This window comes from Nocardioides bruguierae (assembly GCF_023656415.1).
Taxonomy (GTDB): Bacteria; Actinomycetota; Actinomycetes; order Propionibacteriales; family Nocardioidaceae; genus Nocardioides; species Nocardioides bruguierae.
The window spans coordinates 72,933-87,158 of sequence record NZ_JAMOIL010000008.1; the positions used below are offsets into that span (position 1 = coordinate 72,933).

Consider the following 14,226-nt stretch of genomic DNA (forward strand, 5'->3'; position numbering starts at 1 on the left):
TCAGCCCTCGGCGCCGTCGGACTCCCCGGAGTCGGTGGGGTCGGTGGAGTCGCCCGAGTCACCGCTGTCCTCGGACTCCGGCTGCGGCAGCACCTCGCGGGAGAGGCTGTCGATGATGCTCGCCTGGAGCGGCACGTCGATGCGACCGCGCTTCTCGTACATGCCCTCGATCAGCGGGTCGACGACGTCGAGGAGGTCCTCCCACTCGGTCAGCAGCGGCGGCCGGACCATGTTGCGCACCGTGTAGGTGAACAGGTCGGCGTGCGCGGGCTGCTGGCTGGGCTGGGTGAAGGCCTCGCTGAGGGCCACCGACTGGTTGGCGGGCACGACGGCGCCGGTGGCGGCCAGCGGCTGGAGCACCTCGTCGGAGACGAGGTAGGCCAGCAGGTCGGCGGAGCCGGCGAGCGACTCGGTGTCGGGGTCGAGGCAGAACGCGGTCGTCTCGCCCACCGTGGCCGCGTCGCCGATGCTGGGCAGCGGGATGACGTCGAAGCTGACGCCGGACTTGCGCAGGGCCGGCACCTGGGAGCGCGTGCCGACCATCATCCCGAGCTCGCCGTCCTCGAACCACTGCTGGGCGGACTTGCGGCTCAGCTGGCCCGGGGTCAGCGAGACCTGCTTGTTGCGCATGATCCGCAGCAGGCGGGTGAGGGACTCGACGTCGGAGTCGGAGGACAGGACGAGGGACGTGGGGTCGTCGTCGTCGTCGAAGAGCTGGCCGCCCCCGGAGTAGAGGAACGCCGAGATGCCGGACAGCGACGGGTCGATGTAGAGGCCCGCGGCCGCGCCGCCGTGGTTGTCGTTGACCGCCCAGCGGGCGGCGGCGAGCGCCTCCTCGATGCTCCAGCTGCGACGCGACTCCGAGGGCACCTCGCGGCCGGCCGCCTCCATCGCGTCGAAGTCGATGAGGTCGGTGTTGTAGTAGATGACCTGCGGGTCCACCGTCGAGGGCATGCACTGCAGGCGGCGGTCGGCGGAGAACGCCTCGAGCGCCTCGCGGGAGTAGTCGTCGCCGAAGTCGACGAACCGCTCGTCCAGCAGCTCGTCGACGGGACGGGTCAGCCCCTCCTGGAGCAGGAAGGCCAGGTCGCGGCGGGAGGCGAGGTAGACGTCCGGGACGTCGCCGGCGGAGATCGCGTCCACGGCGTCGGCGCGGGAGTCCCAGACGGTGAGCGTCACCTGAGCCAGCTGGGAGGTGGCGTTGTAGCGGTCGATGGCGCGCCGGTAGGCGGCGACGACGGGCTTGGTGCCCCACAGGCCCACGGTCAGCTCGGGCAGGTCCTCGGTCGGGGTGCCGCTCGCCGTGTCGGAGGCGTCCGCGGAGGAGGAGACGGTCGGCTGGCCCGAGAGGCCGCTCTCGCCCTCGGTGCTGCAACCGACCAGGAGGGCCCCGGTCAGGAGCGTCGCCACGGCCGTGGCTGCCGTCCGCCTGGTGCTGCGCGTGCGCGCGCCTCGTCCGACGACCACCGACTGTGCCTCCTGTGCCTCGTGCTCCTGCTGTGCACCGGCGTGCTGCCGGGGCGCCGAAACCATACCCACCGGCCCCAGGCACTCCGCAGTCCGCGACGCGGACCAGGACCGGGAAGAGCGTCGGGCCGGGGCCCGGCCAGGGCTCAGAGCAGCCGGTGGAAGCGCCGCGCCTCGGTGACGACCGCCTCGAACCGCACCCGTTCCAGGGCGGCGCCCTCGCGCCGCACCGACGTCTCCTCCAGCTCGATGAGCCGGTCCAGCCGGACCTCGCTCGGCCGCCGCTGGCGGTCCCAGGCACCGGAGCCGACGTCCATCCAGTACCGGCCCCAGCGGGCCTCCTGCGTGGCGTCGCGGTCGTGGTCCTGGCTGGTGAGCATGAGGCCGTAGAGCCGCTTGCGGTCGCGGGCGACGAGCAGCACCGGGCGGTCCTTGCCCTGCCGCGGGTCCTCCTCGTAGGTGACCCAGGCCCACACGACCTCGCCGGGGTCGGGCTTGCCGTCGGGACGCGGCGCGTAGCTGACCTTCAGGCCCCGGGTGACCGCCCGCGAGCGGCGGCGCAGGGACGGGACCAGACGGCGCAGCGGGAACCTCACAGCGCGACCCTAGTGTCCTGCGGACGACGACGGGGCGCCCCTCCGGAGGAGGAGCGCCCCGTCGTGACGAGTGGTGCACGCCGGACCGGGAGCGCCTCACGGCGCGTGGCCGCTCGTAGCGGCTTATTTTGGGACCCGGGGCTGCCACAGCCCGACGTGCGCGTCCCACTGTAGGAGTTCTGCGCGCGACCTCAAGTCCACTGCGGCGTGGCGGATCTCATGCGCCCGCGGCCGCGCCCCCGGCGGGATCGCCTCAGCCCTCAGCCGAGGTGGCCACCCAGCTCGGCGTGCCCGGCGGCCTCCAGCTGCTCCGAGAGCGCCAGCACCCGGCGGACGTCGGCGGTCGGACTGCCCTCCCCCGCCGCCCGGCCCGCGGCGACCACCCGGGTGAACGCCGCGGCGCGGAACAGCACGTCGGCGAAGTCCCCGGTGGCGATGCCACGCAGCACCTCGTCGACCATCGCCCGGAGCGCCTCGGGCCCGGGCGGGTCGGCCACCCCTGCCACGACGCGGGCCACCTGCGCGCTGGCGCGTCCGGCCTCGAAGTCACGGGCGGCGCCGGCGGGGTCGGCGTGCACCCAGGCGCGCAGCAGGTACAGCCGCCACAGGCAGCCGGCCAGCGTGTCGGCGGGCGCTGCCGACCACAGCTCGGCCAGCGTCTCCAGCCCCTCCTCCTCGGCCAGGTGCAGCACCCGGTCCGCGGTGCCGGTGTCGCCCGCGTCCCGCGCCCCGCGGACCAGCAGGTGCGCCGCCCGGTCCGCCGCCTCGCTCACCTGGAGCGGGTCCGGGCCGCCCTCGACGGCGTCGAAGAACTCGCCCGTGCGCTGCATCGGGCGGTGGTGGGGGCGGCCGGAGGGCTGCGAGCCGGGAGAAGTCATCGCGCCGAGGCTACGCCGCCCCACCAGCCCTCCCCACCGCCGAGTCGGCAGCAAATTACTGCCGACTCGGTCCAGGTCCGGGGTCAGGAGGAGGCCGCGGCGAGGGCCTTGCGGACGCGCTGGTCGGAGACGGGCCCGTCGGTGCCGAGCTGCTGCGCCCACAGCGAGACGCGGTACTCCTCGAGCATCCAGCGCACGGTGCGGTGCGCCTCGCTCGGCGGCATGCCCGCAGGCAGCGCGGCGAGCTGGTGCAGGAACGCCTCCTGGAGACCGGCGACCGCGTCCATCTGCTGGCGGTCGCGGCCCACGGAGCCGGCGCCCTCGCCGAGCTTCTCCCGCCGCACCCGCATCGCGTGCAGGTAGGTCGGGTACCGCCGCAGGCGGGCGGGGCCGGCCTCGCCGATGAACCCCTCGTGGACGAGGCGGGCCAGCTGCGCGTTGAGGTCCGACAGCGCCGGCAGCATCGTCATCTCGGTGCGCCCGGACAGCTCCTTCTCGGTGCGTCGCCAGGAGTCGAGCACCCGCAGGACGTCGGCGAGCAGACCCTTGACCCGCGCGGTCACCTCGGGACGCACGGCGGCGACGAGCGCGTCGAAGGCACCCTGGTCGCGCACCGCCGGGCGGGCGTCCACGGCCTCGCCGACGACCGCGGCGCGGCAGTCGGTGAGCAGGTCGGCGACGCTGCGGTACGGGGAGCCCGCCAGACCGAGCTTCTCGGCGTTGCCGAGCCCGTCGAGCACCTGCTTGACGGTGCTGTCGCCCGCGGCGTCCAGCGCGAGCAGCACGAGGCGGCGCACGGCCAGCCGGTGCCGGGCGTCCCGCTCGGTGGCCGAACCGACGACCTCGAGGCCCACGGTGCTGCCCTCGTCCACGAGACCGGGGTAGGCCGTGACCTCGTGGCCGGCGCGCTTCTGCGTGATCTCGGCGGGGATCTCGCCGAAGACCCAGGCGGTCTCGCCGGTGCGCGCGAGCCCGGAGTCGGCGGCCACCGCGCTCATGGCGTCGCTGAACTGCGGGCGCAGCGGCTCCTTGAGCGCCTCGAGATCCTTGCCGCGGGCCTGCTCGCGGCCGTCCTCGTCGACGACGCGGAAGGTCGGCTTGAGGTGCTCGGGGATGCGGTCCCAGCCCCACGCGTCGCGAGGGATCACCACCGACGTGGTGGCGCGGGCCCAGCGCTCCAGGGCGTCCAGCAGCGGCTCGGAGCCCGGAGGCACGGTGCGCAGGAACTCGCGTGCCTTGTCGGGGGCGGGCACGAGCGAGACGCGGAGGTTCTTGGGCAGCGAGCGGATGAGGCTGGTGACCAGCTCCTCGCGCAGGCCGGGCACGTTCCAGGAGAAGTCGCCGGCCTCGACCCGGTTCAGGGTCGCGACCGGCACGTCGATCGTGAGGCCGTCGTCCGCGTGACCCGGCTCGAAGTGGTAGGCGATGGAGAAGGTCAGCCCCTCGTCCTCCCACTGCTCGGGGTAGTCGGCGGCCGAGACCTCGTCGGCGGTGTCGAGGGTCAGCATCGCGGGGTCGAAGTCGAGCAGCTTGGCGTTGCGCTGCCGCTCCTTCTTCCACCACTGCTCGAAGTGCGCGCCCGAGACGACGTCGGCGGGCACGCGGGCGTCGTAGAAGTCGAAGAGGGTGTCCTCGGAGACCACGATGTCGTGGCGGCGGGCGCGGTGCTCCAGCTCCGCGGCCTCCTCCAGGAGCGCCAGGTTGTGCTCGTAGAACTTCTGCCGGCCCGACTCCAGCGCGGCCCAGTCGCCCTCGACCAGGGCGGAGCGCAGGAACATCTCACGGGCCACGGCCGGGTCGACCTTGCCGTACTGGATGAGCCGGTCGGCGACGAGCGGGACGCCGTAGAGCGTCACCTTCTCGTAGGCCATGACGGCGGCGCGCTTGCGGCTCCAGTGCGGCTCGGAGTAGCTGCGCTTGACCAGGTCGCCGGCGAGCTTCTCGGCCCACTCGGGCTGGATCGCGGCGTTCTGCCGCGCCCACAGGCGGCTGGTCTCCACCAGCTCCCCGGCCATCACGAAGGCCGGGTTCTTCCGGTGCAGCACGGAGCCGGGGAAGATCGCGAACTTCGCACCCCGCGCGCCCTGGTACTCCCGCGGGCCGCGCGGCCGGTCCTTGCCCTTGCTGCCCGGCGCGGGCTTCTCCCGCTCCTCCAGCATGCCGATGTGGCTGAGCAGACCCGAGAGCAGCGCGGTGTGGATGCCGTCGGCGTCGGGGACGTCGGCGGGCGTCCCGATCGCGATGTCCATCTCCTTGCAGACCTGGCGCAGCTGCGACTCGTAGTCCTGCCACTCGCGCACGCGCAGGTAGTTGAGGAACTCGGCCTTGCACATGCGTCGGAACGCCGAGGAGGAGAGGTCCTTCTGCTGCCGGCGCACGTAGCGCCACAGGTTGAGCCACGTGAGGAAGTCCGAGCCCTCGTGCTTGAACCGGGCGTGCTGCTGGTCGGCCTGGGCCTGCATCTCCGCCGGCCGCTCGCGCGGGTCCTGCAGCGACAGGGCCGCGGCGATGACGAGCACCTCGCGGACGCATCCGAGCCGGTCGGCCTCCAGGATCATCCGGCCCAGCCGCGGGTCGATCGGCAGGCGGGCGAGCCGGCGGCCGGTCGGCGTGAGGCCGTCGTCCTCCCGCTGGCGTCCTCCCCTGCCGCGTCCCTGCTGCCCGGTCTGGCCACGAGAGGGGCGGGACGGCGGCGGGGCCGGCGCCTTCGCGTCGCCCACGCGGATCGCGCCGAGCTCCTCCAGCAGCTGCGTGCCGGCCTGCACGTTGCGCTTGTCCGGCGGCTCCACGAACGGGAACCGGCCGAGGTCGCCCAGGCCCAGCGAGCGCATCTGCAGGATGACGCTGGCCAGGTTGGTGCGCAGGATCTCGGGGTCGGTGAACTCGGGGCGTCCCTCGAAGTCCTCTTCCGAGTAGAGCCGGATCGCGATGCCCGGCGCGACGCGGCCGCAGCGGCCGGCGCGCTGGTTGGCGCTGGCCTGGCTGACCGGCTCGATCGGCAGCCGCTGCACCTTCGTGCGCACCGAGTACCGCGAGATGCGGGCGACGCCGGTGTCGACGACGTAGCGGATGCCCGGCACGGTCAGCGAGGTCTCGGCGACGTTGGTGGAGAGCACCACGCGGCGTCCGGTGTGGGGCGCGAAGACCTTGTGCTGCTCCGCGGCCGACAGGCGCGAGTACAGCGGGACGACCTCGGTGCCGCCGCCGCGCGCGAGCACGCCGGACCCGGCGACCTCGGCCAGCGCGTCGGCGGTGTCGCGGATCTCCCGCTCGCCGGGCAGGAACACCAGGACGTCGCCGGGGCCCTCGCCCGCGAGCTCCTGGACGGCCTCGACGACCGCCTCGGTCTGGTCGCGGACGACCACGTCACCGTCACTGTCCGCGGCGTCGTCACCGTCGGCTCCCGAGCCCTCGAGGTCCATCAGCGGCCGGTACCGGACCTCCACCGGGTAGGTCCGGCCCGAGACCTCGACGACCGGGGCGGGGTTGCCGTCGCGGTCGGCGAAGTGGGAGGCGAACCGGTCGACGTCGATGGTCGCGGAGGTGATGACGAGCTTGAGGTCGGGGCGGCGCGGCAGCAGCTGCTTGAGGTAGCCGAGCAGGAAGTCGATGTTCAGCGAGCGCTCGTGGGCCTCGTCGATGATGATCGTGTCGTACTTCCACAGCATCCGGTCGCGCTGGAGCTCGGCCAGCAGGATGCCGTCGGTCATGAGCTTGACCCGGGTGTCCTTGCTGGTCCGGTCGGTGAAGCGCACCTGGTAGCCGACGACGCTCGCGTCCTGGCCCAGCGGCTGCCTGAGCTCCTCGGCGATCCGCTCGGCCACCGAGCGGGCGGCGATCCGGCGCGGCTGGGTGTGGCCGATGAGGCCGCCACGCGCCCGGGTCCTGCCGTCCCGGGCCGTGTGGTGGGTCTGGCGGCCGCGGCCCAGCTCGAGGCAGATCTTCGGCAGCTGGGTCGTCTTGCCCGAGCCGGTCTCGCCGGCGACCACGACGACCTGGTGGTCGCGGATCGCCTCGGCGATGTCGTCGCGCCGCTCGGAGACCGGCAGCTGCGGCGGGTAGGTGATCTCCAGGTCGGGCGCCGGTGCCGGCGCGTCGGGGGCCTGGGTGGGGGCGTCGCTCATGTCGCGGGCCATCGTGCCACGCGGGCCGGGGCACCCCGCACCTCGGTTTTCGCCCGCACGGGTGGGGGGAGGCTCCGGCCACGGCACCCTCGACGTCCACGGCGCTCGGCCCCGACGATGTCGAGGACGCCGGGGCGGCTCCGACCCAGGGGTGAGCGTCGCCGCCGGCGGCGCCGCAGACGAGAGGACGACACCGTGCCGAAGTACCTGTTGCTCAAGCACTACCGCGGCGCCCCCGCGGCCGTGAACGACGTGCCGATGGACCGCTGGACGCCGCAGGAGGTCACCGACCACATCGCCTACATGCGCGACTGGGCGGCCCGCCTCGAGGCCACCGGCGAGTTCGTGGACGGGCAGGCGCTCTCCCCCGACGGCCTGTGGGTCCGCTCCGACGGCGAGGGCCGGCCGCCGGTCACCGACGGCCCGTTCGCCGAGACCAAGGACCTGGCCGCGGGCTGGATGATCATCGACGTGGAGTCCCGCGAGCGCGCGATCGAGCTGGCCGGCGAGCTCTCGGCCGCCCCCGGCGCCGGCGGACGACCCATCCACGAGTGGCTGGAGCTGCGCCCGTTCCTCGACGACCCCGCCCCGGCGACCGACGAGTGAGCGAGCCCGCCGCGTCCCTCGACCCGGGCAGCGCCCGGGTCGTGCGGGAGTTCGCGCCCCGGGTCCTGTCGGTGCTGCTGGCCCGGGGTGCCGACTTCTCCTCGGCCGAGGACGCCGTCGCCGAGGCCCTGCTGCAGGCGGTCACCACCTGGGCGCAGGACCCGCCGCTGGACCCGCAGGGCTGGCTGGTGACCACCGCGTGGCGCCGCTGGGTCGACGGCGTCCGCTCGGCGTCAGCCCGCACGGCGCGGGAGGAGGCGCTGGCCCTGGCCCCGCCGCCCGGCGACGTGCCGGGCACCGACGACACCCTCGAGCTCTACCGGCTGTGCGCCCACCCCGCCCTGTCCACCGCCTCGGCGGCAGCGCTCGTCCTGCGCGCGGTGGGCGGCCTCACGACGCGGCAGGTGGCGGACGCCTTCGCCGTGCCCGAGGCGACCATGGCGCAGCGGATCAGTCGCGCCAAGCGCACCGTGCGCGAGCAGGGGCTGCCGCCCTCCGGCTCCCTCACCAGCGTGCTGCGGGCGCTCTACCTGGTCTTCAACGAGGGTCACGACGGCGACGTGGACCTGTGCGAGGAGGCGATCCGCCTGGCCCGCGAGCTGCACCGGCGCACCGCGGACGAGGAGGCCGCGGGCCTCCTCGCGCTCCTGCTGCTGCACCACGCCCGACGCCCGGCACGCACGGACGAGGCGGGGCAGCTCGTGCCCCTGGACCGGCAGGACCGGACCCGCTGGCGCACCGACCTGGCGGCCGAGGGCGTCGCCGTGCTCCAGGCCGCGCTGGCCCGGGAAAGGCGCGGCGAGTACCAGCTGCAGGCGGCGGTGGCCGCCCTGCACTGCGACGCCGCCACCTGGGAGGAGACCGACTGGCCGCAGGTCGTGGCCTGGTACGACGACCTCGTGGCCCTCACCGCCTCCCCCGTGCACGCGCTCGGCCGGGTGGTCGCGCTCGGTGAGGCGCAGGGGTCGGCCGCGGGGCTCGCGGCGCTGGCCGCCGTCCCGGCCGACGTGCCCCGCCGCGCGGCGGTGGAGGCCCGGCTGCGCGAGGCCGCCGGGGAGCGGGCGGTGGCCGCGAACCTGTACGCCGAGGCGGCCCGGCGGGCCACCCGGGTGCGCGAGCGCGACCACCTCGTGCGGGAGGCGGCGCGGTTGCGCCAGGGCCGCTGAGGGCGTCCGGGTCACGGCCTGGATCAAGACCGGGTTCAAGGCCTGGATCAAGGCCGAGGCCACGATCAAGGCCACGATCAAGGCCAAGGTCAAGGTCAAGGTCAAGGTCAGGGTCCCGGGAGCCTGGACCACCCGTGCTCCCGGGACCCTGACGCTGCCGGCGTGACGTCGTGGGCGAGACCCCCCAGTCCGCCCGGCCGCGCGCCGGCCACGGTCACCGCGGCAGCGGTCCCTCCCCGCCACGTCCGCTCGCCGGGCCGTGCCGCGTAGGGCAGGCGACCGGGGCGAGCAGCCGTGTCTCGGGTGCGGAGAGGACTGCCGTGTCGACCTGGTGACGACTCTGGCGCGGCAGCCTGTGGTGGGCCTGTGCCCGACGCGAGGTTGTGCTGAGGAGCGGCTGCCCGACCGCTGACGTCCGCAGCCGACCGGCTGCGGGCCATCGGCCGCGTGCTCCCGGGAGCGTACTGACGTCCGCTGGCCGCAGCCCGTGCGTGCGCCCGGTGCAGCCGGTGCTGTGGCACTCTCAGGACACCGAGCGCCCTTTCACAGAAAGCGCACAGACAGGAGCCTCACAGTGTCAGCCATGGACCTCACCCGCCCGGACGGCACTCCCCTCCGCGTCCTCGTCGTGGACGACGAGATCAACATCGCCGAGCTCATCTCCATGGCCCTGCGCTACGAGGGCTGGGAGGTGCAGGCCGCGCACTCCGGCTCCAAGGCGGTGCAGGCAGCCAAGGACTTCCGCCCCGACGCGATCGTGCTCGACATGATGCTGCCGGACTTCGACGGCATGGAGGTGCTGCGGCGCATCCGCGGCTTCGACGCCCTCGTGCCGGTCGTCTTCCTCACGGCGCGGGACGCGGTGGAGGACCGGATCGCGGGCCTGACCGCGGGTGGCGACGACTACGTCACCAAGCCGTTCAGCCTCGAGGAGGTCGTGGCCCGGTTGCGTGGCCTCATGCGGCGGGCCGGCGCTCAGCAGCAGCAGGAGTCCTCGCTGCTCACCGTGGGCGACCTGTCGCTGGACGAGGACAGCCACGAGGTCTTCCGCGACGGCACCGAGATCAACCTGACCGCCACCGAGTTCGAGCTGCTCCGCTTCCTCATGCGCAACCCGCGCCGCGTGCTGAGCAAGGCCCAGATCCTCGACCGCGTCTGGAACTACGACTTCGGCGGCCAGGCCAACGTGGTGGAGCTCTACATCTCCTACCTGCGCAAGAAGATCGACGCCGGCCGCGACCCGATGATCCACACTATGCGCGGCGCCGGGTACGTGCTCAAGCCCGCCGCCTGACACGCTTCGCCGCGCCCGCACCCGCACCACCCCGAGGACGACCGTGCCCGAGCAGGACCCCACCGCTCCCGTCACCGACGTGACGACCTCCGACGCGTCGACGTCCGGCGCGTCGACGTCCGGCGCGGCGACCGCCGCGGGCAGTCGTGAGGGCGGTCCTGGGGGCGGCCGTGAGGGCGCCACGTCCGGTCGCCGAGCCCGGCTGGCCGCGGCCCTGGGCACCTCGCCGCTGGCCCGGCCCGCCCGCGCGGTGTGGCGGCAGCGGCACCGGCTGGCGCCGCTCTCGACCCGCCTCGTCCTCACCGCCGTGGCGCTGGTCGTGGCGATCAGCGTGGTCATCGGCGGGGTCGCCACGGTGGCGGTGCACGCCTACCTGATGGGGCAGCTGGACGACGACGTCACCGCCGCGCTCGACCGGTCGGCGAAGTTCCCCGGCATCTCCGCGGGGTCACTCGGCGAGGCCCCGCCCGACGACGGGCGCGACTCCAGCACCGACCAGCGCGACGACGACCGCGGGTTCGGGCAGGGCTTCGGCTCGATGGAGGCCTACTTCCTCGGCGACGGGTACGTGAACTCCGACGGCACGACCGAGGCCGGCGTCGTCATCACCCAGGGCTCCGACGGGGCCGCGTCCTTCTCCCTGCTCTCCGGGGAGGCGCTCGAGCAGCTCTCCGACCTCGACACCGACGGCACCCCGGTGACCGTGCGCGTGGCGGGCCAGGGCGAGTACCGGGTGGCCGCGACGCAGACCGTGTACGGCGTGGCCGTGGCCGGTCTGCCGGTGGGCGACGTGGAGGACGTGGTGCGCACGCTGCTGGCCTGGGAGGTCGCGCTGATCCTCGGTGGCGCCGTGGTCGCGACCGGCGCCGGGCTGGTGCTGGTGCGCCGGCAGCTGCGGCCGCTGAAGGAGGTCGCCGAGACCGCGCACACGGTGGCCACGCTGCCGCTCTCCTCGGGCGAGATCGACCTGGACGAGCGGGTGCCCGACCACCTCACCGACGCCCGCACCGAGGTCGGCCAGGTGGGCGCGGCCCTCAACACGCTGCTCGAGCACGTCGAGACCTCGCTCTCCGCGCGGCACCGCTCCGAGCAGCAGGTCCGCCAGTTCGTGGCGGACGCCAGCCACGAGCTGCGCACCCCGCTGGCGACCATCGCCGGCTACGCCGAGCTGGCCCGCCGGCGCCCGGACGACGCGGGTGCGCAGCGCCTGGCCCTGGCGAAGGTGGAGGAGGAGTCGGCGCGGATGACGGCGCTCGTGCAGGACCTGCTCCTGCTGGCCCGCCTGGACGCCGGCCGTCCGCTGGAGCGTCGACCGGTGGACCTGACCCGGATGCTGCTCGAGGCGGTCTCCGACGCCCGGGTCGTCTCCCCCGCCCACGAGTGGCGCCTGGAGCTGGCCGACGAGGCCGTCGAGGTGGTGGGCGACGAGCTGCGGCTGCACCAGGTGCTGACCAACCTGCTCACCAACGCCCGCAAGTACACGCCCGAGGGGTCGACCGTCACCGTGGCCGCCCTGCCGGACGGGTTCACCGTGCACGACGACGGGCCCGGCTTCCCCGCGGAGCTGGTCGGGCACGCCTTCGAGCGGTTCGTCCGCGGCGACCAGGCGCGCAACCGCGAGGGCGGCGCCGGCCTGGGGCTCTCCCTGGTCCGGGCGATCGTCAGCGCGCACGGTGGCACGGTCACGCTGCGCTCCGTCCCCGGCGACACCACGATCGAGGTCCGGCTGCCCGTGGCCTGAGGCCCCGCACCCCGGCTCGCGCATCGTCAGATTGTCTGACAATCTTGGACTTGCGGCCGCACACCTGGTCTCGTGGAGGAGACCCCCGCGGTGCCGCGGCCCGGCGTGCCCGCGGCCCGAGCACCGTGGCCGCTCCCCGACCACGGCCGTCCCGCGGCCCCGCAGCACAGGAGGCGACATCGTGACCGTCACCGAGTCCAGCACCGAGAGCACCTCGGCCGGTGCCACCCGCACCACCCAGGCCTTCCAGGAGGCGGAGGCCCGCACGGCCCACAACTACAAGCCGCTCCCCGTCGTCCTGGAGCACGCCGAGGGCGCCTGGATGACCGACGTCGACGGTCGCCGCTTCCTCGACCTGCTCGCCGGGTACTCCGCCCTCAACTTCGGCCACGGCCACCCGGGCCTGCTGCGGGTCGCCCACGAGCAGCTGGACAAGCTGACGCTGACCAGCCGCGCCTTCGTGCACGACCGGTTCGCCGAGTTCTGCGCCTCCCTGGCCGACCTGTGCGGCAAGGACATGGTGCTGCCGATGAACACCGGCGCCGAGGCCGTCGAGACCGCCATCAAGGTCATGCGCAAGTGGGGCTACGAGACCAAGGGCGTGGCCCCGGGCCAGGCCACCGTCATCGTCGCCTCCGGCAACTTCCACGGCCGCACCACCACGATCGTCGGCTTCTCCGACGACCCTGACGCCCACGACGGCTTCGGCCCGTTCGCGCCCGGCTTCACGATGGTCCCCTACGGCGACCTGGACGCGATGGCCGCCGCGATGGACGAGAACACCGTCGGCGTCCTGATCGAGCCGATCCAGGGCGAGGGCGGCGTGGTGATCCCGCCGGAGGGCTACCTGCGCGGTGTCCGCGAGCTGACCGCCGAGCGCGGCGTGCTCTTCGCCGCCGACGAGATCCAGGCCGGCCTCGGCCGCACCGGCAAGACCTTCGCCTGCGACCACGAGGACGTCGTCCCCGACCTCTACGTGCTCGGCAAGGCGCTGGGCGGCGGCGTCGTCCCGGTCTCCGCCGTGGTGGCGGACGCGGACGTGCTCGGCGTCCTGCGCCCGGGTCAGCACGGCTCGACCTTCGGCGGCAACGCCCTGGCCTGCGCCGTCGGCACCGAGGTGGTCGCCATGCTGCGCAGCGGCGAGTACCAGGAGCGCGCCACCCGCCTCGGCGAGGTGCTCCGCTCCCGGCTCGAGGCCCTCGTGGGCCACGGCGTCCTCGCGGTCCGTGTGCGTGGCCTGTGGGCGGGCGTCGACATCGACCCCGCCGTCGGCACCGGTCGCGAGGTCTGCGAGAAGCTCATGGCCCGGGGGGTGCTGGCCAAGGACACCCACGGCTCCACCATCCGCCTCGCCCCGCCGCTGGTCGTCTCCGAGGCCGACCTGTCGTGGGGCCTGGACCAGCTCGAGGCGGTCGTCCGCGGCGAGTGAGCCGCGTGCGGACCGGTCCGGCCCGCGGGTCTGGACCGGTCGGGAACCCTGGGCGCTCGCGCCTGCGGCGGATGCCCGGAGGGGTAGCCTGACGGCGTCCTGACGACGCGCGGTCGCCGCAGGACCGGCGGGCCCCAGGCCCGCCGACGCAACTCCTGGACGCGAGCGCCACGCCTCCCGAGGTCCTGAGACTCCCTCGGACGCGTGGCGCTCGCTTCGTTCCGGAGCCGGGTCAGGACGGGGCCGGCAGCAGCGCCTCGGGCGCAGCCGAGGCCAGCAGCGCCGGCAGCGCGTCGGTGACCAGGCCGAGCAGGTCCTCGCGAGTCGCGCCGGCGCGGCGCCCGTCCGCGTCGACCGGCGCGCCCTTCCAGGCCAGGACGCTCTCCTCCACGAACGCCGCCCACCCGCGCACGGCCAGCCGGACCATCGGGCCGTCGGCCACCAGCGCCGGCCGGGAGGCGAAGACCCGGTCGACCAGGACGGTCCGGGTCTCCTCGTAGATCGCGCGCAGCTCCTCGGCCCCGCCGGCGGCCGAGCGCACCAGCGACACGTAGCCGGCGTAGCTGGCGTCGACGTAGTCGAGGTAGCCCGCCATGGAGACCCGCAGCCGCTCCAGCGGCTCACCCGTGCGCGGCGGCTCGGTGCGGGCGATCAGCTCGTCCGCGGAGCGCCGGACGACGGCCGCGTGGAAGTCGTGCTTGTTGCCGAAGTAGTGGTAGAGCAGGCCGCGGGAGATGCCGGCCTCCTCGGCCAGCACGTCGATGCTCAGCTGGTCCAGCGGCCGCGAGCCCAGGAGCCGCACGCCCAGGTCGAGCAGCTGCTCGCGGCGCTGCTCGGGCGAGAGCCGGACACGGCCGCCACGGCTGCGGGCGGGCGCGGGGTCGCGGGGGGCGCTGCTCATGACGGCCATTCTATTGACCATTGT

General features: G+C 74.3%; 10 protein-coding genes. 5 read left to right on the top strand and 5 right to left on the bottom strand.

Annotated features, from left to right (window positions below; all coding sequences use genetic code 11):
• The 4 genes from M8330_RS07305 to hrpA all read right to left on the bottom strand — a co-directional run bounded on the left by M8330_RS07305 (window position 1) and on the right by hrpA (window position 7,065).
• A complete protein-coding gene (locus M8330_RS07305; RefSeq protein WP_250053122.1) occupies window positions 1-1,410 on the bottom strand; it encodes an ABC transporter substrate-binding protein in 1,410 nt (469 codons plus the stop codon).
• A gap of 203 nt (window positions 1,411-1,613) precedes the next feature.
• Complete coding sequence (locus M8330_RS07310) at window positions 1,614-2,063, bottom strand: type II toxin-antitoxin system PemK/MazF family toxin (RefSeq protein ID WP_250053121.1); 450 nt, start codon at window positions 2,061-2,063, stop codon at window positions 1,614-1,616.
• A gap of 260 nt (window positions 2,064-2,323) precedes the next feature.
• Window positions 2,324-2,941, bottom strand: a complete 618-nt coding sequence (locus M8330_RS07315; protein WP_250826783.1) for a hypothetical protein — start codon at window positions 2,939-2,941, stop codon at window positions 2,324-2,326.
• A gap of 83 nt (window positions 2,942-3,024) precedes the next feature.
• Entirely contained in the window at window positions 3,025-7,065 is a 4,041-nt protein-coding gene (hrpA, locus tag M8330_RS07320; RefSeq protein ID WP_250826784.1) for an ATP-dependent RNA helicase HrpA, read from the bottom strand.
• 195 nt (window positions 7,066-7,260) lie between these two features.
• On the opposite strand from hrpA, the gene M8330_RS07325 reads away from it, so the two are divergent.
• The 5 genes from M8330_RS07325 to rocD all read left to right on the top strand — a co-directional run bounded on the left by M8330_RS07325 (window position 7,261) and on the right by rocD (window position 13,301).
• On the top strand, window positions 7,261-7,671 hold the full coding sequence (locus tag M8330_RS07325) for a YciI family protein (RefSeq protein WP_250826785.1): 411 nt from the start codon (window positions 7,261-7,263) through the stop codon (window positions 7,669-7,671).
• Window positions 7,668-8,837 (top strand): RNA polymerase sigma factor, encoded by a 1,170-nt coding sequence (locus M8330_RS07330; protein ID WP_250826786.1) that lies wholly within the window; start codon window positions 7,668-7,670, stop codon window positions 8,835-8,837. The genes M8330_RS07325 and M8330_RS07330 overlap by 4 nt, the downstream gene beginning before the upstream one ends.
• Window positions 8,838-9,420: 583 nt before the next feature.
• Window positions 9,421-10,131, top strand: coding sequence for a response regulator transcription factor (locus M8330_RS07335; RefSeq protein ID WP_250053115.1), 711 nt, complete (start codon window positions 9,421-9,423; stop codon window positions 10,129-10,131).
• 43 nt (window positions 10,132-10,174) lie between these two features.
• Window positions 10,175-11,872 carry a sensor histidine kinase gene (locus M8330_RS07340; RefSeq protein ID WP_250826787.1) on the top strand — a complete coding sequence of 566 codons (1,698 nt, stop codon included), beginning with the start codon at window positions 10,175-10,177 and terminating at the stop codon, window positions 11,870-11,872.
• Window positions 11,873-12,053: 181 nt separating this feature from the next.
• On the top strand, window positions 12,054-13,301 hold the full coding sequence (gene rocD, locus M8330_RS07345; RefSeq protein WP_250053113.1) for an ornithine--oxo-acid transaminase: 1,248 nt from the start codon (window positions 12,054-12,056) through the stop codon (window positions 13,299-13,301).
• Between the two features lie 232 nt (window positions 13,302-13,533).
• On the opposite strand, the gene M8330_RS07350 is transcribed toward rocD, so the two are convergent.
• Entirely contained in the window at window positions 13,534-14,202 is a 669-nt protein-coding gene (locus M8330_RS07350; RefSeq protein ID WP_250826788.1) for a TetR/AcrR family transcriptional regulator, read from the bottom strand.
• Window positions 14,203-14,226: the final 24 nt, after the last annotated feature.